Below are 22,807 nucleotides of genomic sequence, written 5' to 3'. Positions count from 1 at the left end.
TCCTGACTGTTTTACGCGGCAAAAACCCTGATTCTCGCTGTAAAAATGAATATTTTTCATTTCTTCTCCTGTTAAATTCATCTGAAAATCAGTTATATTCACAGGTTTACTCCTCGCAATTCCGACTTACAGTTCGTATTCTAATGGCAAAATAGGCAAATAAGTTGGTTTTAGCCATATTTTTCGATATAAGTCTTTACTGCATTGATAATGCACCGTACGATGGTATTCTGTCCCTCTTCACTCATCATATAGGCTTGCTCATCATTATTGCTAATAAATCCCATTTCGACCAGAATACTGGGCATGCCGGTAGCTTGTAATACCCAGATACCCTTATGATTACGCTGTTGCACCCCTCTACTCACACGGCCACTGGCCACGAATTCTTTTTCTACCAGGGTGGCCAAGGCATAACTTTTTCTAAAATAATGTTGGGCGTAAATCAGCATCCGCGCTCTTTCTGCGGGATCGTTGGGATCGGGCAACGCTAAAGTATCCGCCCCTGCATCCTCCGTTTCTTCATTGTAGTAATCTCCTTCCTCGTTGTTATCCTGACTTACTTGTCCGATGGAAGAAACTTTCTGATCGTTTTTATTGACAGCCCAAATATAGGTTTCAGTACCACGAGCTGTATTTTCCACCCACACATTTGCATATTTGTTTACATAATAGGTTTGTTTCACCCTTTTTTTACCCTTTTTGACATATCGGGTCCGCGCTTCTCTGCCCACCACTTTTTGTGCATACCAACCTCCCGGCTTTTTTCCTGCAGCATTGCAGTGAAGAGAAATAAACAGATCTCCATTATTGGCATTTGCAAATTCGGCACGGTAGCGATTGGCAGCAACAGAATTGGTAGTATTTCCTGGGAATGCCTCCGTAGGACGGGTTTCCAGTATCTTAATATTGGGGAATTCTTCCCTCATAGCTTTAACCAGCTTTTTAGCCACTGCTAGCGTAATGGTGGCTTCGTTGGTAATGGTACCTCTGGCACCTACATCCGTGCCTCCATGCCCTGCATCAATAATGATGGTATTTACAGAAGACCTGTTAGAGGGGTTCTGCGCGCTTACGAAGATGCAAGAAACCAAAAAACATAAAAGTGGGCCTAAACAATATCCAAAAAACCTCATACAGCTCTGTTGATAAATTAAATTTGTTAATAGTTACCGGTGGTGAAGGGATGTTTACTTTGTTATTTATACATTTGCGTACTTTACAACCCTAATGCGCAAATTTAAAAGAATTTATCATGCCGTACTTTTACTTACTGTTATTCTGCTCATAACGGTAAGTAATCAAATTGGCGCTATTGATAATGTTGCTTCAAGAAATAAGGTTCTATACGGGGTATGGGCGTATGATACCACAGCACCTCGGAGGGACACTATTCCCACAAATAATGATACGATTCCATCTCCCGACTCCCTACTTACAGATACCATTCCTCCTACCGACTCCAGTATTGTAGCGGGAAATAGCCGTATTGATACTTTTACCCTAAAAATTTCGAAAGATACCTTATCAGCACCTGTGACCTATCAAGCAGAGGATTCTGTGGTAGGTATGGTACAGGCCAAAACAATAGAGTTGTACGGTAAAGCCAAAGTGGATTATGAACGAAGCTCTCTGGAAGCGCCTTACATGAGACTCAATCAATCGAACAGCATTGTAATGGCAAAAGCCTCTAGGGACAGCTTAGGCGAAATTGCCGAATACGTGAAAATGAAGGATGGTGAAAGCGATTATCAGTCAGACAGTCTTCAGTATAATTTCAAAACACAGAAAGGAATTATTAGAGGAACAATTACCCAACAGGGAGAAATGTTCCTTCACTCTGAAATTGCTAAAAAAGTAGACTCCAATACGGTGTATGCATTAGGAAACTTTTTTACCACGTGTAACCTAGACCATCCGCACTTCGGCTTTCGGGCCAAGAGAGCTAAAATCGTAAATAAAAAGCTAGCAGTAACAGGTGCAGTGCGCCCCGAATTTGATTCAGTTCCTGTTCCCATTTATCTGCCTTTTGGTTTTTACCCTCTTTATCAAGGGCGCCACTCAGGTGCTTTGGCTCCTAGCTTCGAAACCAACGACCAGGAAGGTGTAGGATTATCCGGTATGGGTTATTACTACGTAATCAACGATTACTGGGATGTAAGGGTATATGGAGATATTTATTCTTACGGTACTTGGCGAGCTTTTATCAATCCTACTTATAGAAAGCTTTATAAGTATCAGGGGCAAATGACCTTCAGTATTCAAAGTACACAGCGTAATGTAAAAGGCGATCCTGATTACTATAAAAGTCGCACTTACTCACTCAACTGGAATCACTCTTCAGACAGTAGGGCAAGGCCGGGCGTATCTTTCTCTGCCAGCGTAAACGCGAGCTCAACAGGATACAACAGAAATCTTTCCAATATTCCTCTGGCACCTTACAATAACGTGCTGAACTCATCCATTACGTATTCAAAACAATGGCAGGATAAACCCTTTAGCCTTTCGCTCGGTTTTAACCATAGTCAGAACAACTCTACACGCTTGATGACGCTCAACCTGCCTACAGCTAACTTTACTGTAAGCACTTTGTATCCTTTCCAGAAAAAAGACGGAGTGGGTACTCGAAAATGGTATGAGCAACTAGGTATCGGATATACCGGTAGCTTTAGAAACGACTTTAACTTTTATGATAGCGTAAGCTATTCCAAAAGTAACGAGCGCATTGGAGGCCGAAGAATCTATGAATTCTTATGGGATACAGCACGCTGGAGCGCCAACCACAGTATTCCGATTACGCTATCGCTCCCCCCTATTCTGGGTGGCGCCATCATGATATCACCTTCTGTATCCTATTCGCAGGAATGGGTAGACCGCATCACCACTTTAAGCTGGGGACCCAAAACCTTTTATGTAGGAGACAGCTCATATGTAAAAGATACCCTTATAGCAGATTATCAAAGAGCTTTCAAAATAAAGCATCAAACCTCCTTTGGAATATCTTTCAATACAGCATTGTATGGTACCTATCAATTCAAAAGCCCAAACGTTATTGCCTTACGGCATGTAATACGACCTACTCTTGGATTAAGTTACACACCTGATTTAACTAGAAATTTCTGGAAGCCCGTACAAATAGATTCTGCTGGAACTATAGCGGTTTATAATCAGCTGGAAGGCCTTTACTCAAGGCCTATGAGCCAGTTTACGAGCAGAAGATCGGGTGGTATCAACTTCGGGTTGGATAATAATCTAGAGTTGAAAGTGCGCAATAAAAAGAAAAAATCGACCTCCCAAAATGCTAGTTCCGAAACAGGAGAAGATACGGACGATGATGCATCATCTGATAGTAGTCAAAATGATGATACTCGTAAAATAAAACTTATTGATGGATTCGGATTCAGCGGTTCTTACAATTTCTTGGCAGATAGCTTAAAGCTATCCCCTATCAGTATGTACTTCAGAACAAATTTGTTTGACAAAATCAACCTGAACGCTTCCGCAACGCTGGTTCCCTACAAGTTGAATGAGTATGGTAATGCTATCAATGAATACGCCTGGGCTGGAAAAGGATTTAAAATTGGTACTATTACTAATGCTAGTATCTCCATGAGTACCAGCTTCCAGAGCAAACCCAAAGATCCTGCAAAAGCCAAAGCTCGTGAAGAGGAAATCAATAAAAGACTGAATGATCCCATGCTTCAAGCTGATCAAATGCGCTTGCTGGAGTTCATGCAACAAAACCCTGCCGAATTCGTAGATTTCAATACTGACTGGTCGTTCAGCTTGTCTTTCTCCCTGAGCTATTCAAGACAAAGACGTTCTCCGGGTTATCAGCAAAGTGGGGCTAAACCGGTAAACTCCAGCATTAACTTTAACGGAGGTTTCAATCTTACCCCCAAATGGAACCTAAGTATGACAGGATATTACGACTTTACCACCAATCAAGTTCAGACGCTCTCTATGGCTATATCGAGAGATTTACACTGCTGGCAAATGTCGATTAATGTAACTCCGATAGGTCTGTACAGATTTTTCAACATCACCATTAGCCCGAAAGCCGGAATATTACAGGATCTGAAAATTAACCGCACCAGATCTTTCACCAGTTATTAATGAAGGTTTATGACTGTTGGGTAGCTAAAATATGCGCCTTCATAATTTCGAATACCTTTTCTTTAAGCTCTATAGCAGAAAGGTTTTCAGGCGATACAGGCGGTAAAAACTCCATGGTGAGTTTGCGGGGCAGAAAGAAAAAGGGTTTGTGTAGAGGTACAGCCTCTTTTGTTCCTGTGATTACAGTAGGAATAATTTCAGTTTGGGTTTCATGAGCCAGTTTAAACGCCCCGTTATAAAAAGGTTTTAATGGTGCGTTAGTACGGTTACGGGTTCCTTCCGGATAAATGCACATGTGCATCCCCATTTTCAATACCCATTTCATTTTCTCATAGCTCTCTTTCCGACTCTTTTCACTCTTACGATTTACAAGAATTGAGCCTTTAGCATAATACAAACCGAATAAGGGTATTTTGGCAAAGCTGTTTTTAGCAATAGTTTTATTAGCACCGGGTATGAAAGGCGAAGAAAGTGTAATGTCTAATACTGAATTATGATTGCAGGCTACAATGTAACTTTTACCTTTTTGAAAATGTTCACGACCTTTTATTTCAATAGGACAGGCAATGAGGAAGAACCATACACGCATCCAGATAACGGATACCTTACACAAATATGCAGTGCCCTTAGGTTCTGGTAAAAGATATGCTATTAAGGCTATAGGCAAAACGATAATAAACGTAATTATAAATGTCACTAATCCCCATGTTGCCCATAATCTTCCCGCTATTTCTTTTAATATATTCATCCCTATGTTCTATAACGGTAAATATAGCTGTTTTCTTTTTCAACTCTGTAATCCCTTTACAATTTCCAGTCTATCGGATCAATGCCGTGTTGTACAAGATATTCGTTTGTCTTCGAAAAATGACGACAGCCGAAGAAGCCCGCACTCGCCGACAAAGGCGAAGGATGCGCAGCTTTCAATACTAAGTGTTTGGATCCATCAATAAAAGCGGCCTTCTCCTGTGCAAAACGTCCCCACAGCAGGAATACGACATGTTCCTTTTCCTCGGCTATCTTTCTAATAACAGCATCGGTAAATTGCGCCCATCCAATCTTAGCGTGGCTCATAGGCTCCCCCGCTCTTACGGTTAGGGAAGCATTTAGTAGAAAAACTCCTTCCTCAGCCCATTTGCTTAAATTGCCGCTAACAGGCGGTTCAACACCTAAATCAGCTTTTAATTCTTTAAAAATATTTACCAAAGAGGGTGGCTTAGGTACTCCATCTTGCACGGAAAAGCAAAGTCCATGTGCTTGTCCCGGACCATGATAGGGATCCTGTCCTAATATCAATACTTTTACTTTATGAAACGGAGTAGAGTTAAACGCATTAAAAATTTGCGGGCCGGGAGGATAAATAACTTTCTTCTGTTGTTTTTCGGCCTTAAGATGCGACACTATATTAGCGAAATAAGGCTTTTCAAACTCCTCTTTTAACTTTTCCTTCCAGGAAGCTTCTATTTGAACATCCATCTATATCGGTGCTTTATATAATTGAACAAACAATGCCCATCACCAAGGTATAAAATTTTTCATTCAAAACATCAATATACAATGCCGTTTCATTTCAACAATTGTTGCAAATGATTATTGTGAAAGCTTTTGGCTCAGTGCTGCAATACTGTTCGCTGCCACCCACCCCGTACTCCAGGCATTCTGAAAATTATACCCTCCTGTAATACCATCTACATCAATAACCTCTCCTGCAAAAAACAGGTTGGATACCTTTTTACTCATCATGGTATTTACATCAATCTCGTTTAACGCAATACCTCCAGCAGTTACAAACTCTTCCTTAAAAGTAGTCTTCCCTTTTACAGTAAAAGAGCACGCTGTAAGTTTTTGCACTAACATATTTTGATGTCGTGCTGACAAATCGGCTCTACGACAGGTTTCCGAAATTTCACACTCCTTCAAAAAGTATTGCCATAAACGTTGCGGCAACCCAAAAGGGTTTTTATGATACAAAAGCTGCGCTCCATTTTCATAGCGTAGCTCATTAAATTTATTTCTTAAAGCCTGCTCATTATAATCGGGTAGCCAATTGACAATTATATTAAACACCCAATATACTGCAGCCAGTTCCCTTGCTGCATATGCACTTAATTTTAATACTGCAGGGCCACTCAATCCCCAGTGTGTAATCAACACAGGGCCACGCTGCTGCAGCCTGCTCCCCGTTATTTTCACTATTACATCAGGCACGCTAATGCCCATAAGGGCGGTTATGGAATGCTTTGGAAGATTAAACGTAAATAAAGATGGGACAGGAGCAACAATATTGTGACCTAGCGAAGACACCCAATCCAACATGGATGCCTTAGGAGCACCTCCGGTAGCAATACATACATAATCTGCAGTGAAGCGCCGATCACCCCCAACTTTCAATTCAAAAGTATTACCCAAATATCTAATCTCCTTTACATCACAATTCATGAGGATATTGACCCCATATTGACTAGCCTCACGTAGTAAACAATCAATAATCGTTTGGGAGGAGTCCGTAACCGGGAACATCCGGCCGTCGGCTTCTGTTTTCAGTGCTACGCCACGCTCTTTAAACCATTGAACAGTGTCCTCAGTAAAAAAGTGATGAAACAATTTTTTGACAAAATTATTTCCACGCGGATAACATTTACACATTTCCAAAATATCGAAGCAAGCGTGTGTAACATTACAGCGGCCTCCCCCACTCACTTTTACTTTGGATAACAGTTTGGAGGAACGTTCCAATATGGTTACTTTCAGATCAGGATTAAGCCGTGCAGCATTTACTGCACAAAAGAAACCGGCCGCACCTCCGCCTACCACAATAAGAGATGGAGATTTATAATTCATTCCGGGGAATATAAGCTTCAAAAAGTTTGTATCAGCACACGAACAAATTAGGGTTGTTACGTTCGGCTTCCTCTATGGGTGCGTAATTGGAAAGTATATCTGCTTTTCCTTTTCTTACGCACACATCGTGCTCGAAGTGTACAGAAGGAGAACCATCCTTGGTTCTAACAGTCCATCCGTCTTTTTCGGTGAACACATCTTTTTTACCCATGTTGATCATGGGTTCGATAGCCAGTACCATTCCTTCTTTTAGCTTCACACCTGTGCCACGTTTACCATAATTAGGTACCTGAGGGTCCTCATGCATGCTTTGCCCCAAGCCATGTCCTACCAACTCTCTTACCACACCGTAGCCATGTTTTTTTTCGGTATGCTCTTGTATTGCATACGCAATATCTCCTATACGATTGCCATCCACCGCTTTCTCTATGCCTTTATATAGAGATTCCTTGGTGATGCGAATAAGTTGTTGTACGTCTTCTGGAATTTCGCCTATAGCAAAGGTATAAGCATGATCTCCATGCCAGCCGTTTAGTATAACCCCCACATCAATAGAAACGATATCGCCATCCACCAACTCTCTTTTGTTGGGGAATCCATGCACTACTACATCATTTACGGAGATACAGGAGTTAAAGGGATAGCCGTGATAATTCAGAAATGAAGGAACGGCATTAAAGCTTCTGATATATTGTGCAATAAATTCGTCGAGATGTAGCGTAGTAATACCGGGACGCAGGATTTTAGCAACCTCACTTAAAGTCTGACTCACCAATAACGCACTTGCTCGCATTAGTTCTACCTGCTCATCTGTTTTAATAATAATCATAGTCTGCAAATTTCATAAAAAAAACCCGGTATACAAAACCCGGGTTTATCTATAAATATTGTTTCGCTTCGTATTATAGCTGCACTGGTGATGCGGTTTGTCTACCCTGAATACGACCACTCTTCATCAATCCGTCATACTGACGCATCATCAGGTGTGTTTCAATTTGCTGCAATGTATCTAAAATTACAGCTACCATAATCAGCAATGAAGTACCTCCGAAGAACATTGCAAAAGATGTAGTCATACCGGTAAAAAGCAATTGCACAATACCGGGTAATATACCTACAAAAGCAAGCATAATAGAACCGGGAAGAGTAATACGGTCCATAATAGTACCGATATAATCGGTAGTAGGTTGTCCCGGTTTTACGCCCGGAATAAATCCGTTATTCTGCTTAAGGTTATCGGAGATTTGCTTAGGATTAAAGATCAATGCAGTGTACAGGAAAGTAAATCCGATTACCACTACAGAGTAGATTATCATATACCAAATATTGGTATGATCGGTAAACATTCTACCCAGAGAGCTGTTAGGATTACCCATTGTAAACAATGTAGGTACGAACAGAATAGCCTGAGCAAAGATAATGGGCATTACACCTGCCGCATTCACTTTCAAAGGCAAAAACTGACGGGCTCCGCCAAACTGACGGTTACCTACAATTTGCTTAGCATAGTTAACCGGTACTTTTCTTACTGCCTGTATCAACAGGATACAACCCATGTTGATAAGGATATACAGCGCAATTTCAATAATAAATATGAGGATATCTCCGGTACGCTCAGAACGGATAGCCAGTTCCTGAGCAAAAGATTGCGGTAAGCGTGCCAGGATACCGATCATAATGATCAATGAAGTACCATTACCCAAACCTTTATCAGTAATTTTCTCACCCAGCCACATTACGAACAATGTACCTGCGGTAAGAATAACTACAGTAGTAAGAGTAAAGTAGGTAGCGCCGTAGGAAGGAATAATTGCTGCGCCTGAAGTCTGACGCAGGTAAGCCACGTACGCAAAAGCTTGTACCATGGTTACAACCACAGTAATGTAGCGAGTAATCTGGTTAATCTTTTTACGTCCGCTTTCACCTTCCTTCTGCATTTTCTGGAAGCTAGGAACCAAAACGGTCATTAGCTGCACGAAAATGGAGGCTGTGATATAAGGCATAATCCCCAAAGCAAAGATGGAAGCCATGTTAAAAGCTCCACCGGCAAATGTATTAATCAGGTCCAAAATACCATTCTGAGCCTGAGATTTGCTAAGCTGCTCCAGAGCAATAGGATTAATACCAGGCAATGGAATAAAAGAGCCAATCCTGTATACAGCTGTAAGGAGTAGAGTGAAAAGAATTTTACTTCTTAACTCTTCAATGCTCCAAATATTCTTAAGGGTTTGTATAAATTTTTTCACCTGATTTTCTCTTAGTTAGACTTACACAATCGTCAAAATTAAATGACGCACCGCAGTGCGTCAAATAAATTTTCTTTCGAAGAATTTACTTTATAATTTCTACAGTTCCGCCTGCTGCTTCTACCAGGGATTTAGCTTTAGCACTTATGGCATGAACTTTAAAAGTGTACTTACCTTTAATTTCTCCGTTACCCAATACTTTTACTCTATCGTGTTTTCCTACAGCACCAATATTATATAGGGTGTCAAAAGTAAATTCGTTTAATCCGTACACTTCAGCGAAGTGATCAAATTGGCCTACGTTAAACACTTTGTAAGTTACACGGTCAGGGTTATTAAATCCTCTTTTCGGAACACGACGCTGGATAGGCATCTGGCCACCTTCGTGAGCCATTTTACGCTTATAACCAGCACGGCTTTGTCCACCTTTATTACCTTTGGTAGAAGTACCACCGTAACCACTACCTTCTCCGCGACCTATTCTTTTTTCTTTGTGCGTTGCACCTTTTGCAGGTTTTAATTCGTGTAATTTCATCTCAATTGCTTTTTGTTACTTACGCCTCAAGCAGAGGCTCGCTTTAAAAAATATTCCGTGTAATAATAGGAACTTTTATGCTAAAATTCCTATTCCTTGTTCAAAAAATTAGATTTCTTCCACCTTCAGCATGTGTTCTACCTTACGAATCATCCCGAGAACCTGCGGTGTAGCTTCTACCTCTTTACTGCTGTTGGTTTTAGTTAAGCCCAAAGCCTCTAAGGTAAGCTTTTGCTTTTGAGGACGATCGATCGGGCTTTTTACTAATGTTATTTTTAATTTTTTCATATCAAAATATGTTTAAAGTTTAAAGTCTGATGTTTAAAGTACAAGCGAAAAGATTCATCACTTTAAACATAAACATTAAACTTATTAACCCTGAAATACTTTCTTTAAACTAACGTTGCGAGTTTTTGCGACAGTTACAGGCTCACGCAACATAGCTAAAGCTTTAAAAGTAGCTTTTACCACATTGTGTGGGTTCGCAGATCCCATTGATTTTGCTAATACGTCATGGATACCTGCAGCCTCTAATACAGCACGCATAGAACCTCCTGCAATTACTCCGGTACCTGGAGATGCTGGTAATATCATTACTTTAGCAGCCCCTTCTTTACACCATTGATCGTGAGGAATGGTACCTTTGAGAATAGGTACTTTAATGAGGTTCTTTTTGGCATCCTCGATGCCTTTAGCAATAGCTTCCTGTACTTCTTTGGCTTTTCCTAAACCGTGTCCCACAACGCCGTTACCATCGCCCACAACTACTAAAGCCGAAAAGCTGAAAGCACGGCCACCTTTTGTGGTTTTTACCACACGGTTAATAGCTACCACCTTGTCTTTTAACTCAAGATCGTTTGCCTTTACTCTGTTGAACGTAACTTTTGACATTATATCTAATTATAATTTTATTAAAATTGAAGGCCACCTTCTCTAGCTCCGTCGGCTACTGCTTTTACACGACCGTGATACAAATAGCCGCCTCTATCAAATACAATTTGATTGATATTTAGCTCGAGTGCTTTACGTGCGATTGCAGCTCCCACCAGCTTACTTTTCTCAATTTTAGTACCCTTTTGTGCCGCAATATCTTTATCTCTTGAAGAAGCTGCTGCTAGCGTAACACCTTTAGTGTCATCAATCAGCTGCACGTAAATATCTTTGTTACTGCGAAATACAGATAATCTCGGCTTTTGAGCTGTTCCACTCACTTTAGCGCGAATGGTCCGACGAATTTTGTTTCTTCTTAATAATTTAGCGTTTGCCATTTTTTATATTTTTTTCCTGATACTGCCAGGATTAAAAAGTTTGCAATTTAATTATAATACTTTACCGATTATTTACCCGCTGACTTACCGGCTTTTCTTCTTACTACCTCACCTACAAAGCGGATACCTTTTCCTTTATAAGGCTCTGGCTTGCGTAGACTGCGAATTTTAGCACATACTTCACCCACCAATTGTTTATCGCAACCAGAAATAGTAATAATCGGGTTCTGACCTTTCACCTGTTCTGTAGATACTTTCAGTTCATCAGGAACAACAATGACGATATTATGAGAATAACCTAAAGCCAGATCCAATACGTTTCCCTGGTTAGTAGCCCTGTAACCTACCCCCACCAGCTCCAGTTTTCTTTCAAAACCTTCGGTTACGCCTTGTACCATATTTGCAATCAAAGCGCGGTATAGACCATGCTGCGCTTTGTGCTGAATTTGATCGGAAGGACGGCTCAATGAAATCTGACCGTCTTTTACTTCTACTTTGATATCAGGGTTAACGGCCTGTTTCAATTCGCCCTTTTTACCTTTTACAGTAACTACATTATCACTGCTCACCTGTACGGTTACTCCTTCCGGAAGTGTAATAACTTTTTTACCTATACGAGACATCTTTTAAATTTTTATGCCCTTTTCGCTAAAGGCGGGGCAAGTTAAAGATTTATATTAAAAAAACTTTTATCAACCGGTCAGCCTGTATAGGACGGGCTTAATGTATTGATAAAAGGTTGGATTTCCTTAGTATATGTAGCAAAGAACTTCTCCACCTACATTTTGAGCTTTCGCTTCTTTATCGGTCATCACGCCTTTGGAAGTAGATAAAATAGCGATTCCCAAACCGTTTTTCACCCTGCGAAGTTCAGAAGGCTTGGCGTATTGGCGCAAACCGGGGCGGCTTACTCTTTCCAGGCTTTGAATAGCAGGTTGCTTAGTATCGGCATCGTACTTCAATGCTATTTTGATAATACCTTGCTTGTTATCATCCTCAAATTTGTATTTAAGGATATAACCTTGCTTGTATAAGATTTCTGTAATACGTTTTTTCAAATTGGATGCAGGCACTTCCACGATGCGGTGCCCAGCCATTTGAGCATTACGTATTCTTGTTAAGAAATCTGCTATAGGATCTGTTACCATAATCTCTTTAAGATTGTCGATTTAATATTTATTTTTCTCGTCCGCAAATATTAAATAGGACCTATTCAATATTTGATGTCAATTACCAACTTGCTTTCTTCAGCCCTGGAATTTTTCCGTTCAGAGCCATTTCTCTAAGGGCAACCCTGGAGATTCCGAAGAAGCGTACATACCCTTTAGGACGGCCTGTAAGCTGGCAACGGTTTTTTAAACGCACTTTGGATGAGTTTTTAGGTAATTTATCCAAAGCGGCATAATCACCGGCTTTTTTCAACTCTTCTCTTTTAGCCGCGTATTTTTCAACTAATTTTTCTCTTTTTAGCTGACGGGCTATTACTGAAGTTTTTGCCATTGTATATATTCAGTTTTTAAAATGATTATTACGCTGTTCTTTTAATATTTCTGAAAGGCATTCCCAGCTCTTTTAACAGCTCGTATGCCTCTTCGTCGGTTTGCGCAGTTGTCACAAAGGTGATATCCATCCCTGTAATTTTATTTACTTTATCGATGTCGATTTCAGGGAAGATGATTTGTTCGGTTACACCCATTGTGTAGTTACCTCTACCGTCGAAAGATTTCTCGCTGACGCCTTTAAAGTCGCGTACACGTGGAAGAGCAATTGAAATCAATCTGTCCAAAAATTCGTACATTTTCTCTCCACGTAGAGTTACCTTAGCACCGATAGGCATGTTTTTGCGGAGCTTAAAGTTGGAGACATCTTTTTTAGACAGTGTTACAACAGCTTTCTGACCGGTGATGGTTGTTAATTCCTCCACCGCTATGTCCACAAGCTTTTTATCGGTAACAGCGCCGTTCACCCCACGGTTTATGCAAATTTTTTCCAGCTTAGGAGCCTGCATTACACTTTTGTAAGCAAACTTTTTAACCAAAGCAGGTACTACTTCATTTTTATACTTTGCTGCCAGCCTTGGGATATATGTTTTTGTGCTCATGATCTTCACTTATTTTGATCGCTAAAAAGATTAAAGTTTCTCGCCTGATTTTTTAGATACGCGGGCGGTTTTTCCGTTTTCGCGCACACGTTTTACTCTGGTTGGCGCTTTAGCTTTTGGATCCCACAACATTACATTGCTAATGTGGATAGGCGCTTCCTTCTTAATAATGCCCCCTCTTGTATTTTGTGCAGAAGGTTTGGTATGGCGGGTTTTAATATTTACACCCTCCACCACAACTTTTCCTTCGTCAACCAATACTTCCTTTACAAGGCGGGGGTTGCTTCTGTCCTTATCAGCCCCAGCAATCACCACCACTTGGTCGCCTTTCTTAATGTTGTACTTGGGTCTAAATCTGTTACTCATGTTATTATGCTTAATGCTTAATGCCCCATGCTTAAAGCCTGGTGCTATTTAATATATTTATTGCTTACGACTTCGGAGTTTACGTCTGGCATGTATTAAAGCACTTCAGGTGCTAATGATACAATCTTCATATATCCTTTATCGCGCAGCTCTCTTGCTACCGGACCGAATATACGAGTACCTCTGGGTTCGTCTGCTGCGTTCAGAATTACCACAGCATTGTCATCAAATCTGATGTACGAACCGTCTTTGCGACGTAATTTGTTGGTAGTACGTACGATTACTGCCTTTGCAACAGTACCTTTTTTAATACCACCTGCAGGCATTGCATCTTTAACGGTAACTACTATTTTATCGCCTATTTTTGCATAACGCTGGCCGCTGTTGCCCAATACACGAATACAAAGCACTTCCTTAGCGCCGCTGTTATCTGCTACATTTAACCTGCTTTCTTGCTGTATCATTTTACTTTGATTTGAAGATATATAATTTGAAAATTTGAAAACCTGCTAAGAGAGCTGACGCGAGAACACCCCTCTTCCACCTTTCAAATTTTACTTTACTCTTTCAACGATTTCTACCAGTCTCCAACGTTTCAATTTACTCAGCGGACGCGTTTCCATAATTTTTACCACATCACCAATGCTGCACTCATTCTTTTCGTCATGAGCATGGAACTTGGTAGTTTTTTTCACGAACTTACCGTAAATAGGGTGCTTCACTTTTCTCTCTACAGCAACAGTAATGGTTTTCTCCATTTTATTGCTGGTAACAACACCTATTCTTGTTTTTCTTAGTTTTCTTTCAGACATTGTAAACTATTTGTCATTTATTGTTTATGCTTGCTCAACAGCTTTTTTCTGGTTGATCAAAGTTTTGATACGTGCGATATCACGACGCAAACTGCGGATAGACATCGGGTTTTCAAGCGGAGTGATTGCATGGGCGAACTCCAGCTTTTTTAAGCGCTGCTTAGACTGCTCCAATTGTACTTGTAAGTCTTCTAAGCTCAACCCTCTGACGCTATCTAAAAATTCTTTTTTCTTTGACATGACTTAAAATTTGAATGGCGAATTAATTAGTTATCAAATCTCTGCGCACAGTAAACTTGGTTTTTATAGGAAGTTTACCTGAAGCTAATTGTAAAGCTCTGCGCGCCACTTCTTCACTAACACCATCCACTTCGAATATGATACGACCTGGTTTTACTACTGCTGCCCAGTGATCTAAGTTACCTTTACCTTTACCCATACGTACCTCGGCAGGTTTTCTAGTAATAGGTTTATCTGGGAATATGCGAATCCAAACAGTACCCTCCCTTTTCATGCTACGAGTCAGTGCCTGACGGGCAGCTTCTATCTGACGGTCGGTAATCCAGTGAGAGTCTAACGCTTTTAAAGCATAGGAACCAAAAGATATGGTGGTACCTCTTTTCGCAAGGCCTTTCATGCGGCCTTTCTGCATCTTCCTGTGCTTTGTTCTCTTTGGTTGTAACATATAATTTTAGATTTTAGTATTTGGTATTTCGACTCTAATTACCGAAATAACCAGGTCTTAATACTTCAATACTGAATACTCAATATTTTTAGTTTTTTCTTTCTCTTGCGCCACGGCGTTCTCTTCTGTCATCACGACGATCTCTACGATCTCCTTTTTCACCTGCGATAAAGTTAGGATTCAGATCTCTCTTCGATAACACTTCGCCTTTACATATCCATACTTTAATACCGATTTTACCATATACGGTTTGAGCAAACACATTGGCGTAATCGATATCCATACGCAGCGTATGCAGCGGAACGCGACCTTGTTTAAACTCTTCACTACGCGCAATTTCTGCACCGTTCAGACGACCACTTACTTTTACTTTGATACCTTCGGCACCCATACGCAGTGCTGAAGCGATGGCCATTTTAACCGCACGCTTAAAGTTGATACGGTTTTCGATCTGACGGGCTATGGTATCCGCAACGATCATCGCATCGGTTTCCGGACGACGAATCTCAAGAATGTTGATTTGTACATCATCATTACCGGTCAACTTTTTCAGCTCTTCTTTAATTCTATCTACTTCACCTCCACCTTTACCGATGATAATGCCCGGCTTTGATGTATGTATGGTAATAATTAATTTTCCTAAAGTTCTTTCAATAACAATCTTAGAAATACCACCTTTATTAATACGGGCATTCAGGTATGTTCTGATCTTGTTATCTTCAATTAATTTAGAAGCAAAATCTTTTTTACTTCCATACCAATTAGATTCCCATCCGCGGATGATACCTAACCTGTTACCAATTGGATTTACTTTTTGACCCATATTTATTGGTTATGCGTTTTTAGTTTCTTTTGTCTTTTTAGGTGCAGCAGCTTTAGCTTTTTTTGCATCCTTATTATCGTCTTCTTTCACATCAACAATGATGGTAACATGGTTGCTGCGTTTACGAATGCGGTAACCACGACCCTGTGGCGCAGGACGCATACGCTTTAAAGTTCTGCCACCATCTACATAGATAGTTTTTACTATCAATCCAGATTCATCGCCTCCTTCGTTAGTCTGCTTCCAGTTGTTGATAGCATTTAAAACCAGCTTACGTAAAGGAACTGAAGAATGCTTGGGATTGTGCTCCAGTTCAGCCAGTACCCAATCTACCCTTTTACCGCGAATAAGGTCTGCCAGCAGCCTCATTTTGCGGGGCGATGTCGGATAATTTCTAAGTTTTGCTACTGCTTCCATTTTTTAATTTTCAGGTTTCAGATCTCAGGTTGGAGGTTTTATGCCCTATACCTTGTTCTTACTTCGTTTTATTATTCATTGTAGTATGCGTTCCTGCTTCACGGCTCCGATTCACCAACACATACTTCAATTTTTTATTAATTATCTATTTCCAGAGTGACCTTTAAATTGACGTGTTGGTGCAAACTCTCCTAATTTGTGGCCTACCATAAATTCTGTTACATACACCGGAATGAATTTGTTTCCGTTGTGAACAGCAAAAGTGTGCCCTACGAAATCAGGAGTTATAGTAGAACGACGACTCCAGGTTTTAATTACTGCTTTTTTGGCTTTTCCTTCGTTGATGGCTAACACTTTTTTCTCTAAGTGTGTAGCTACATAAGGACCTTTTTTAATTGAACGAGCCATATCTTAATTTCTCTGATTATTAATTTTATTTGCCAATTACTTAGCCAGCTTGCTTCCGTCTCTGCGCTGGATGATTAATTTATCGCTAGGTTTACCCACTTTTCTGGTCTTAGCTCCTTTAGCGTATTTACCGCTGCGGCTACGTGGGTGTCCACCAGAAGCACGACCTTCACCACCACCCATCGGGTGATCTACTGGGTTCATCGCAACACCACGGGTTCTTGGTCTAATACCTCTCCATCTATTTCTACCGGCTTTACCCATGCTTTGCAGTGAGTGGTCGCTGTTGCTTACTACCCCAACAGTTGCATAGCAGTCGATCAGCACTTTCCTCAACTCGCCAGAAGGCATTTTTAATACTGCATATTTTTCTTCCTTGTTGGTAAGTTGCGCAGAAGATCCTGCACTACGAACCATTTTACCACCGGTGTTAGGGTTTAACTCAATATTGTGTACGTTAGTACCTAAAGGTATATTTCTTAACGGAAGTGCATTTCCGATTTCAGGTGCTACGTTTTCACCGCTGATGATTTTAGCACCTACTGTGAGGCCTTGAGGAGCGATGATGTAACGTTTTTCACCATCAGTATATTGAACTAAAGCGATAAATGCTGTACGGTTGGGATCGTACTCGATAGAAAGTACGGTTGCCTCGATATCGCGTTTATCTCTTCTGAAATCAACGATACGATATTTTCTCTTGTGACCGCCGCCTCTATACCTCATGGTAAGGTGACCCGAAGAGTTACGTCCGCCAGTGCTTTTTAAAGGCTCCAACAAAGACTTTTCGGGCTTGTTGGTAGTGATTTCAGCAAAAGCGTTCCCGATTCTCCAACGGGTACCGGCTGTCATCGGTTTAAATTTCTTTACTGCCATCTTTTTTCTTCTATTCGTTTTATTTACTACAACACTTCGCGGCGGTTGATTGCCTTACTTGTTATTATTGTTGATAGATTTTACTTTATTCTAAACTATCTAACTTTTAGGACCTATTACAGATTAGCGTACAGATCGATTTCTTCACCCTCCGCTACAGTCACATACGCTTTTTTGTAAGAAGGTTTACGACCCTGAATAAAACCGGCCTTAGTATAGCGGGTTTTACTTTTAGCAGGAACGATGATAGTCTTTACGCTTGTTACGGTAACACCATAAAAACTTTCAACAGCCTTTTTAATTTCCAGCTTATTGGATCTTTTATCTACCTTAAAAGCATAACGACGCAGTTTTTCCTGCTGATTATTTGCCTTTTCGGTCAAAATTGGTTTTATTAATACTTGAGAAGGATTCATCTTCTTTTAATTTGGTATTTAGTAATTCTTAAGCTTCTACCGGTACTTCCTCTTCTGTAAATATTTTTGCAGCACTTTCAGTAAGTACCAAAACGTCTGCATTTACGATATCGTAAGTATTCAACTCACTCAGGGAAACACCCAAAACAGAAGGTATGTTACGTAAAGACAACTCAACGTTTACCTCAGGCTCAGCAGAAACGAACAATGTTTTTTTGTTGTCTACATTCAGCGCTTTCAGCACGCTTACGAAACTTTTTGTTTTAGGAGCCTCAAACTTCGGATCTTCAACTACAACAATTGCGTTGTCTTTAGCTTTATAAGAAAGGGCAGAAATTTTTGCCAAATCTTTCACCTTCTTGTTCAGCTTGAAGCTGTAGTCGCGAGGCTGAGGACCGAAGATAGCACCACCACCTTTATATAAAGGATTACGAATATTACCTTTACGGCTTCCTCCGGTACCTTTTTGCTTATGCAGCTTTTTGCTAGAACCTTTTACTTCCGAACGGCCTTTTACTTTGTGGGTGCCTTGGCGCTGTGCAGCTAAAAATTGCTTAACGGCAAGGTAGATCACATGATCATTAGGCTCAATGCCAAATATATCATCGGGCAACTCTACTGAACGGCCGGTACCCTTACCTTGTATATTTAAAACTTCAACTTGCATTTTCTTAGATTTATGAATTAAGGTTTGGGTTAAAATTAATTTTGAATGAGAACTATCGAACCAATGTGACCAGGAACCGATCCGCTAACTAGGATATAGTTCTTCTCGGGAAATACTTTCAATACTTTTAACCCTTTCACTTTCACTCTATCACCTCCCATGCGTCCTGCCATGCGCATGCCTTTCATTACACGGCTGGCATCAGAAGAGTTACCCAGAGAACCAGGTGCTCTTTCACGATCGTGCTGTCCGTGAGATTGCTCACCCACACCAGCAAAACCATGACGTTTTACTACACCTTGGAAACCTTTACCCTTAGTTGTGCCAATAACGCTCACCTTCTCTCCTTCGGAGAAAATGTCAGCAGTGACGATGTCGCCAAGGGACTTTTCTATTGCAAAATCACGAAACTCTTTGGAAAATCTTTTTGGTGTGGTGTTGGCCTTAGCAAAGTGGTTTTTCTCGGCTTGGTTAGCGCGGCTTTCTTTCTTTTCACCAAATGACAGTTGTAATGCGTTGTAACCGTCTGTCTCAATCGTTTTAACCTGTGTTACTACACAGGGACCCGCCTCTATAATCGTGCAGGCTACTTGTTTACCTGTAGGATCGTAGATGCTGGTCATCCCTAATTTTTTCCCAATAATACCTTTCATCATTTTAAGTTTTACGCCTTCAGGATTATTGGGACTTAAAGCATGATGATGCTTTTATCGATCCCACCCCGGAAACCGGGACTTCCTGCCAACCTTTTCCTTTCTGGGGAAGTACTGGCAGTAAACAAACCCTGAACGGCTTGTTTTATATGTTAACTCCAACCACCGGTTGGAAATTTATTACTCAGAGCTCTTTTCCCCTGCCTATGCAGAGTTGAGAGAATGAATTCAGTTAATTTAATTTTAATTATAAGAACTAAAAGCGCTGCCTTAAGCAGCTAAAAGCTTATGCTTTAATCTCTACTTCAACACCGCTAGGCAGATCCAATTTTGATAAAGCATCTACAGTGCGGGAAGAAGATGTATAGATATCTAATAATCTTTTGTGTGTAGCTAACTGAAACTGCTCGCGACTCTTCTTATTAACGTGAGGAGAACGCAATACAGTAAAGATTCTACGATGTGTAGGCAGCGGAATAGGACCTGTTACTACAGCACCGGTGCTACGCACAGTTTTTACAATTTTTTCTGCCGATTTATCAACCAGGTTATGATCGAATGATTGTAATTTTATTCTGATTCTTTGCGACATTGTTAGAAACCCATTTTTAAATTGGGAGTGCAAATGTACGGCGAAGGTTTTGAATAAACTAATTTTTTAAAAATATTTTTATAAGATTTTTAGCTTATCCTCTCTCCTGCATGCTTATTACTAATGAATTACATTACGATACACCTACGCAACATCCCGATTTGAATGATAAAATAATTTTATAAAAATTTAAAAATCAATTAATTATGATTTTTAATTAAAAGTAGCACACCATTTATAAGTAAAGAACTTCACTAAATCATTACTGTACCTAAGCCCTCACTCAAAATTCGAACATTTTACATATTTCCCGCCCAAATTCTACCCCTTACACAGGAGCACTATATATATAATATGCATACATCTAATACAACAGAAAAATTGTGCTTTTATTTTATACTATACCCACATTCTTCCTTCGAAATTTTTCACACAGATATTTAGCTTTAGAGAATCTCTAAGAATAAGTTATCTGATCCTCATTTTATAAAGTCATCTTTTACAATTGTTAAATAACCTTTGTGTTCCTTGTTTAATCCCTATTTTTGAAAAAAATCGTAATAAAATGAAACGTTTATTTCCATTTCTGCTTTTATTGTTAATTGGCTATGGTGCAACGGCACAGCCGGTTCCACGCCCGAAATTGGTGGTGGGAATTGTGGTAGACCAAATGCGTTGGGATTATCTGTACCGTTATTACGATCGCTACGGGAATGATGGTTTTAAAAGAATGTTGAACGAGGGCTTTAGCTGCGAAAACACCTTTATTAGTCACCTTCCTTCATATACAGCTGTGGGACACACCACTGTATATACAGGCTCCGTACCTGCCATTCATGGTATTGCAGGCAATAACTGGATCGAGCAAGCCACAGGTAAAAACATGTACTGTACCGAAGACCCTGACGTAGAACCGGTGGGTAGCAACTCCAAAGCCGGCAAAATGTCGCCCAAAAATCTTTGGACCACAACTATTGCCGACGAATTGCGTCTTGCCACTAATTTTCAATCGAAAGTAATTGGCGTTTCTCTAAAAGATCGCGCCTCTATTCTTCCTGCAGGGAAAAATCCAACCGGGGCTTTCTGGTTTGACGATGCTTCTGGAAAATTTATTACCAGCACTTGGTACATGAAAGAGCTTCCTAAATGGGTGCAAGACTTCAATGCTAAAGACATCCCTTCCAAACTGATTACTACTCCATGGACCACGCTATATCCCATTCATACTTATAAGCAAAGTACTGCTGATGACGTAAAATGGGAAGGTAAATTTCAGGGAGAAACCGCACCTACTTTCCCTCACGATCTAAAAAAAGTGTATGAGAAGGATAAAAATGTTATTCGCTCTACTCCTTATGGCAATACCCTTACACTGGAGTTTGCCAAAGCTGCTGTGGAAGGTAACAACTTGGGAGGTGGCACCGTAACAGATTTCCTTACCATCAACTGCGCGTCTACCGACTATGTGGGTCATAAATTTGGCCCCAACTCTATCGAAGTAGAAGATGTTTATCTGCGCCTCGATAAAGATTTGGGTGAGTTTCTGAAGTTTCTGGACAGAAAAGTGGGAAAAGGTAATTATCTCGTATTTCTGACGGCTGATCACGGAGCGGCTCACGCTATCAACTTCATGAAAGAAAATAAATTACCAGCCGACTTCCTATCTACCAAAAATCTCCTTAATAAGCTGAATGATCTTCTGAAGGAACAGTTTGGCATTGAAAAACTCATCCTTAGCGGAAGTAACTATCAGGTAAACTTCAACTACGCAAAAATTAAAGAACATAATGCCGACTACGAGGCTATAAAAAAAGCAACAATTAAATTCTTGAAGGCAGCCCCAGATCTTCAGTTTGTTATTGATCTGGAAAACGTGGGATCCGAGCCTGTTCCTGAGCCAATTAAACAAATGGCTATTAATGGATACAATCCCAAACGCGGAGGTCCCATTCTTATGGTACCTTTCCCCGGTTGGTTCGAAAGTGCCTATAACAGTACCGGTACTACACATGGTACATGGGGACCTTACGATACACATATTCCGCTGTTATGGTATGGCTGGAAAATTAAGCCCGGTAAGACCAATCGCGAAGTACATATGACAGACATCGCTCCTACCGTGGCAGCTTTATTAAGAATACAAATGCCGAGCGGAAATGTGGGTAAAGTAATCACCGAAATCACCCATCAATAGACTGAGATCAACTTTTCTTGCATTATATAAAAATAGCCTCCTTCGAGGCTATTTTTATTTTATATTCAATTAACCAAATAGCAAAGTCATGTCAGATCAACCTACCCTGGAACAATTATTCCACAAAGCAGTAGCGGAAAGTACCTCCTCTATCAAGGAAAAACCCGATAACCAAACACTGCTAAAATTATATGCTCTATACAAACAAGCTTCGATAGGTGATATTAATATCAATCCTCCCTCCAACCCCTTCGATATTGTGGCCATGGCTAAATATAACGCATGGCAGGAACTGAAGGGCAAAAGCCAAGAAGACGCCATGCGAGAATACATTCAATTAGTAGAACAGCTGAAAGGATAATTATTATCAGTTTCAATTCACAACCTATTCAAGAAAAAAATATTTGTGTAGCCAAATATCTACATATATCTTTGTGTAGATAAATGGCTACATATGAATTTAAGGAGAGATGTATTTCAGGCGATTGCCGATCCTACACGTAGGGCTATATTATTGTTGCTGGCTACCCAATCACTCACCGCAGGAGCCATAGCATCCCATTTTCAGACCGCCCGCCCTACTGTTTCCAAACACCTACAAATTCTTACACAATGTAATCTGCTCTATCAGGAGCAAAATGGGCGGGAAATCCACTACCGTCTCAATCCTCACCAAATGAAAGAAGTAGATGAATTTATTGCTCCTTTCAGAAAATTATGGTACGATCGCTTCAACAAACTCGAAGCCATAATGCAAGAACATGTGAAAAAACAAAACCCCAACCAATAAC

31 protein-coding genes are annotated in these 22,807 nt (G+C 40.4%); 4 read left to right on the top strand and 27 right to left on the bottom strand.

The window, feature by feature from the left end; all coding sequences use genetic code 11:
* Positions 1-170: 170 nt before the first annotated feature.
* Positions 171-1,136 carry an N-acetylmuramoyl-L-alanine amidase family protein gene (locus V2H41_RS04660; RefSeq protein WP_330973966.1) on the bottom strand — a complete coding sequence of 322 codons (966 nt, stop codon included), beginning with the start codon at positions 1,134-1,136 and terminating at the stop codon, positions 171-173.
* Positions 1,137-1,230: 94 nt separating this feature from the next.
* Here V2H41_RS04660 and V2H41_RS04655 point away from each other — a divergent pair, with 94 nt between their 5' ends.
* Positions 1,231-4,116, top strand: coding sequence for a putative LPS assembly protein LptD (locus tag V2H41_RS04655; RefSeq protein ID WP_330973965.1), 2,886 nt, complete (start codon positions 1,231-1,233; stop codon positions 4,114-4,116).
* A 7-nt stretch (positions 4,117-4,123) separates the two neighbouring features.
* Here V2H41_RS04655 and V2H41_RS04650 read toward each other — a convergent pair whose 3' ends face one another.
* The 26 genes from V2H41_RS04650 to rpsJ form a co-directional block, all read right to left on the bottom strand.
* Positions 4,124-4,864, bottom strand: a complete 741-nt coding sequence (locus V2H41_RS04650) for a lysophospholipid acyltransferase family protein (protein WP_330973964.1) — start codon at positions 4,862-4,864, stop codon at positions 4,124-4,126.
* Between the two features lie 56 nt (positions 4,865-4,920).
* Entirely contained in the window at positions 4,921-5,592 is a 672-nt protein-coding gene (gene ung / locus V2H41_RS04645; protein ID WP_330973963.1) for a uracil-DNA glycosylase, read from the bottom strand.
* Positions 5,593-5,706: 114 nt separating this feature from the next.
* A complete protein-coding gene (locus V2H41_RS04640) occupies positions 5,707-6,957 on the bottom strand; it encodes a BaiN/RdsA family NAD(P)/FAD-dependent oxidoreductase (RefSeq protein WP_330973962.1) in 1,251 nt (416 codons plus the stop codon).
* A 31-nt stretch (positions 6,958-6,988) separates the two neighbouring features.
* Positions 6,989-7,786: a type I methionyl aminopeptidase gene (gene map / locus V2H41_RS04635; protein WP_330973961.1), complete on the bottom strand. Its 798-nt coding sequence runs from the start codon at positions 7,784-7,786 to the stop codon at positions 6,989-6,991.
* 73 nt (positions 7,787-7,859) lie between these two features.
* Positions 7,860-9,203: a preprotein translocase subunit SecY gene (gene secY, locus V2H41_RS04630; protein ID WP_330973960.1), complete on the bottom strand. Its 1,344-nt coding sequence runs from the start codon at positions 9,201-9,203 to the stop codon at positions 7,860-7,862.
* An 85-nt stretch (positions 9,204-9,288) separates the two neighbouring features.
* Positions 9,289-9,738 (bottom strand): 50S ribosomal protein L15, encoded by a 450-nt coding sequence (gene rplO, locus V2H41_RS04625; protein WP_330973959.1) that lies wholly within the window; start codon positions 9,736-9,738, stop codon positions 9,289-9,291.
* Between the two features lie 108 nt (positions 9,739-9,846).
* The gene (rpmD, locus tag V2H41_RS04620) at positions 9,847-10,026 is read right to left on the bottom strand and encodes a 50S ribosomal protein L30 (RefSeq protein ID WP_330973958.1); all 180 of its coding nucleotides are present in this window, start codon (positions 10,024-10,026) and stop codon (positions 9,847-9,849) included.
* Positions 10,027-10,110: 84 nt separating this feature from the next.
* The gene (gene rpsE / locus V2H41_RS04615) at positions 10,111-10,629 is read right to left on the bottom strand and encodes a 30S ribosomal protein S5 (protein ID WP_330973957.1); all 519 of its coding nucleotides are present in this window, start codon (positions 10,627-10,629) and stop codon (positions 10,111-10,113) included.
* Positions 10,630-10,649: 20 nt separating this feature from the next.
* On the bottom strand, positions 10,650-11,006 hold the full coding sequence (rplR, locus tag V2H41_RS04610) for a 50S ribosomal protein L18 (protein WP_330973956.1): 357 nt from the start codon (positions 11,004-11,006) through the stop codon (positions 10,650-10,652).
* 68 nt (positions 11,007-11,074) lie between these two features.
* Complete coding sequence (gene rplF, locus V2H41_RS04605; protein ID WP_330973955.1) at positions 11,075-11,629, bottom strand: 50S ribosomal protein L6; 555 nt, start codon at positions 11,627-11,629, stop codon at positions 11,075-11,077.
* 126 nt (positions 11,630-11,755) lie between these two features.
* Positions 11,756-12,154, bottom strand: coding sequence for a 30S ribosomal protein S8 (gene rpsH, locus V2H41_RS04600; protein ID WP_458860398.1), 399 nt, complete (start codon positions 12,152-12,154; stop codon positions 11,756-11,758).
* An 82-nt stretch (positions 12,155-12,236) separates the two neighbouring features.
* Entirely contained in the window at positions 12,237-12,506 is a 270-nt protein-coding gene (rpsN, locus tag V2H41_RS04595) for a 30S ribosomal protein S14 (RefSeq protein ID WP_330973954.1), read from the bottom strand.
* Between the two features lie 28 nt (positions 12,507-12,534).
* On the bottom strand, positions 12,535-13,107 hold the full coding sequence (gene rplE, locus V2H41_RS04590) for a 50S ribosomal protein L5 (RefSeq protein WP_330973953.1): 573 nt from the start codon (positions 13,105-13,107) through the stop codon (positions 12,535-12,537).
* A 30-nt stretch (positions 13,108-13,137) separates the two neighbouring features.
* Complete coding sequence (gene rplX, locus V2H41_RS04585; RefSeq protein WP_330973952.1) at positions 13,138-13,473, bottom strand: 50S ribosomal protein L24; 336 nt, start codon at positions 13,471-13,473, stop codon at positions 13,138-13,140.
* Positions 13,474-13,568: 95 nt separating this feature from the next.
* Positions 13,569-13,937: a 50S ribosomal protein L14 gene (rplN, locus tag V2H41_RS04580; RefSeq protein WP_330973951.1), complete on the bottom strand. Its 369-nt coding sequence runs from the start codon at positions 13,935-13,937 to the stop codon at positions 13,569-13,571.
* A gap of 90 nt (positions 13,938-14,027) precedes the next feature.
* The gene (gene rpsQ, locus V2H41_RS04575) at positions 14,028-14,285 is read right to left on the bottom strand and encodes a 30S ribosomal protein S17 (RefSeq protein ID WP_330973950.1); all 258 of its coding nucleotides are present in this window, start codon (positions 14,283-14,285) and stop codon (positions 14,028-14,030) included.
* Positions 14,286-14,309: 24 nt separating this feature from the next.
* Complete coding sequence (rpmC, locus tag V2H41_RS04570; protein ID WP_330973949.1) at positions 14,310-14,525, bottom strand: 50S ribosomal protein L29; 216 nt, start codon at positions 14,523-14,525, stop codon at positions 14,310-14,312.
* A 22-nt stretch (positions 14,526-14,547) separates the two neighbouring features.
* Positions 14,548-14,970: a 50S ribosomal protein L16 gene (gene rplP / locus V2H41_RS04565; RefSeq protein WP_330973948.1), complete on the bottom strand. Its 423-nt coding sequence runs from the start codon at positions 14,968-14,970 to the stop codon at positions 14,548-14,550.
* A gap of 88 nt (positions 14,971-15,058) precedes the next feature.
* Entirely contained in the window at positions 15,059-15,793 is a 735-nt protein-coding gene (rpsC, locus tag V2H41_RS04560; protein WP_330973947.1) for a 30S ribosomal protein S3, read from the bottom strand.
* Between the two features lie 9 nt (positions 15,794-15,802).
* Positions 15,803-16,210, bottom strand: a complete 408-nt coding sequence (gene rplV / locus V2H41_RS04555) for a 50S ribosomal protein L22 (RefSeq protein ID WP_330973946.1) — start codon at positions 16,208-16,210, stop codon at positions 15,803-15,805.
* A 141-nt stretch (positions 16,211-16,351) separates the two neighbouring features.
* A complete protein-coding gene (rpsS, locus tag V2H41_RS04550; RefSeq protein WP_330973945.1) occupies positions 16,352-16,618 on the bottom strand; it encodes a 30S ribosomal protein S19 in 267 nt (88 codons plus the stop codon).
* 36 nt (positions 16,619-16,654) lie between these two features.
* Positions 16,655-17,494, bottom strand: a complete 840-nt coding sequence (rplB, locus tag V2H41_RS04545; protein WP_330973944.1) for a 50S ribosomal protein L2 — start codon at positions 17,492-17,494, stop codon at positions 16,655-16,657.
* A gap of 116 nt (positions 17,495-17,610) precedes the next feature.
* Positions 17,611-17,910: a 50S ribosomal protein L23 gene (gene rplW / locus V2H41_RS04540; protein ID WP_330973943.1), complete on the bottom strand. Its 300-nt coding sequence runs from the start codon at positions 17,908-17,910 to the stop codon at positions 17,611-17,613.
* A 28-nt stretch (positions 17,911-17,938) separates the two neighbouring features.
* Positions 17,939-18,577 carry a 50S ribosomal protein L4 gene (gene rplD / locus V2H41_RS04535; protein WP_330973942.1) on the bottom strand — a complete coding sequence of 213 codons (639 nt, stop codon included), beginning with the start codon at positions 18,575-18,577 and terminating at the stop codon, positions 17,939-17,941.
* A gap of 35 nt (positions 18,578-18,612) precedes the next feature.
* A complete protein-coding gene (gene rplC / locus V2H41_RS04530; RefSeq protein WP_330974104.1) occupies positions 18,613-19,230 on the bottom strand; it encodes a 50S ribosomal protein L3 in 618 nt (205 codons plus the stop codon).
* A 286-nt stretch (positions 19,231-19,516) separates the two neighbouring features.
* Entirely contained in the window at positions 19,517-19,822 is a 306-nt protein-coding gene (gene rpsJ, locus V2H41_RS04525) for a 30S ribosomal protein S10 (protein ID WP_330973941.1), read from the bottom strand.
* A gap of 565 nt (positions 19,823-20,387) precedes the next feature.
* Here rpsJ and pafA point away from each other — a divergent pair.
* The 3 genes from pafA (at position 20,388) to V2H41_RS04510 (ending at position 22,806) form a co-directional block, all read left to right on the top strand.
* Positions 20,388-22,016 (top strand): alkaline phosphatase PafA, encoded by a 1,629-nt coding sequence (pafA, locus tag V2H41_RS04520; protein ID WP_330973940.1) that lies wholly within the window; start codon positions 20,388-20,390, stop codon positions 22,014-22,016.
* 88 nt (positions 22,017-22,104) lie between these two features.
* Positions 22,105-22,377: an acyl-CoA-binding protein gene (locus tag V2H41_RS04515; protein WP_330973939.1), complete on the top strand. Its 273-nt coding sequence runs from the start codon at positions 22,105-22,107 to the stop codon at positions 22,375-22,377.
* Between the two features lie 93 nt (positions 22,378-22,470).
* Complete coding sequence (locus tag V2H41_RS04510; protein ID WP_330973938.1) at positions 22,471-22,806, top strand: metalloregulator ArsR/SmtB family transcription factor; 336 nt, start codon at positions 22,471-22,473, stop codon at positions 22,804-22,806.
* Position 22,807: the final 1 nt, after the last annotated feature.

It is taken from the genome of Niabella digestorum, from assembly GCF_036409055.1.
GTDB lineage: Bacteria > Bacteroidota > Bacteroidia > Chitinophagales > Chitinophagaceae > Niabella > Niabella composti.
Note: the sequence above shows the minus strand (reverse complement) of the source record. Positions and strands in the feature narration are given on the sequence as shown.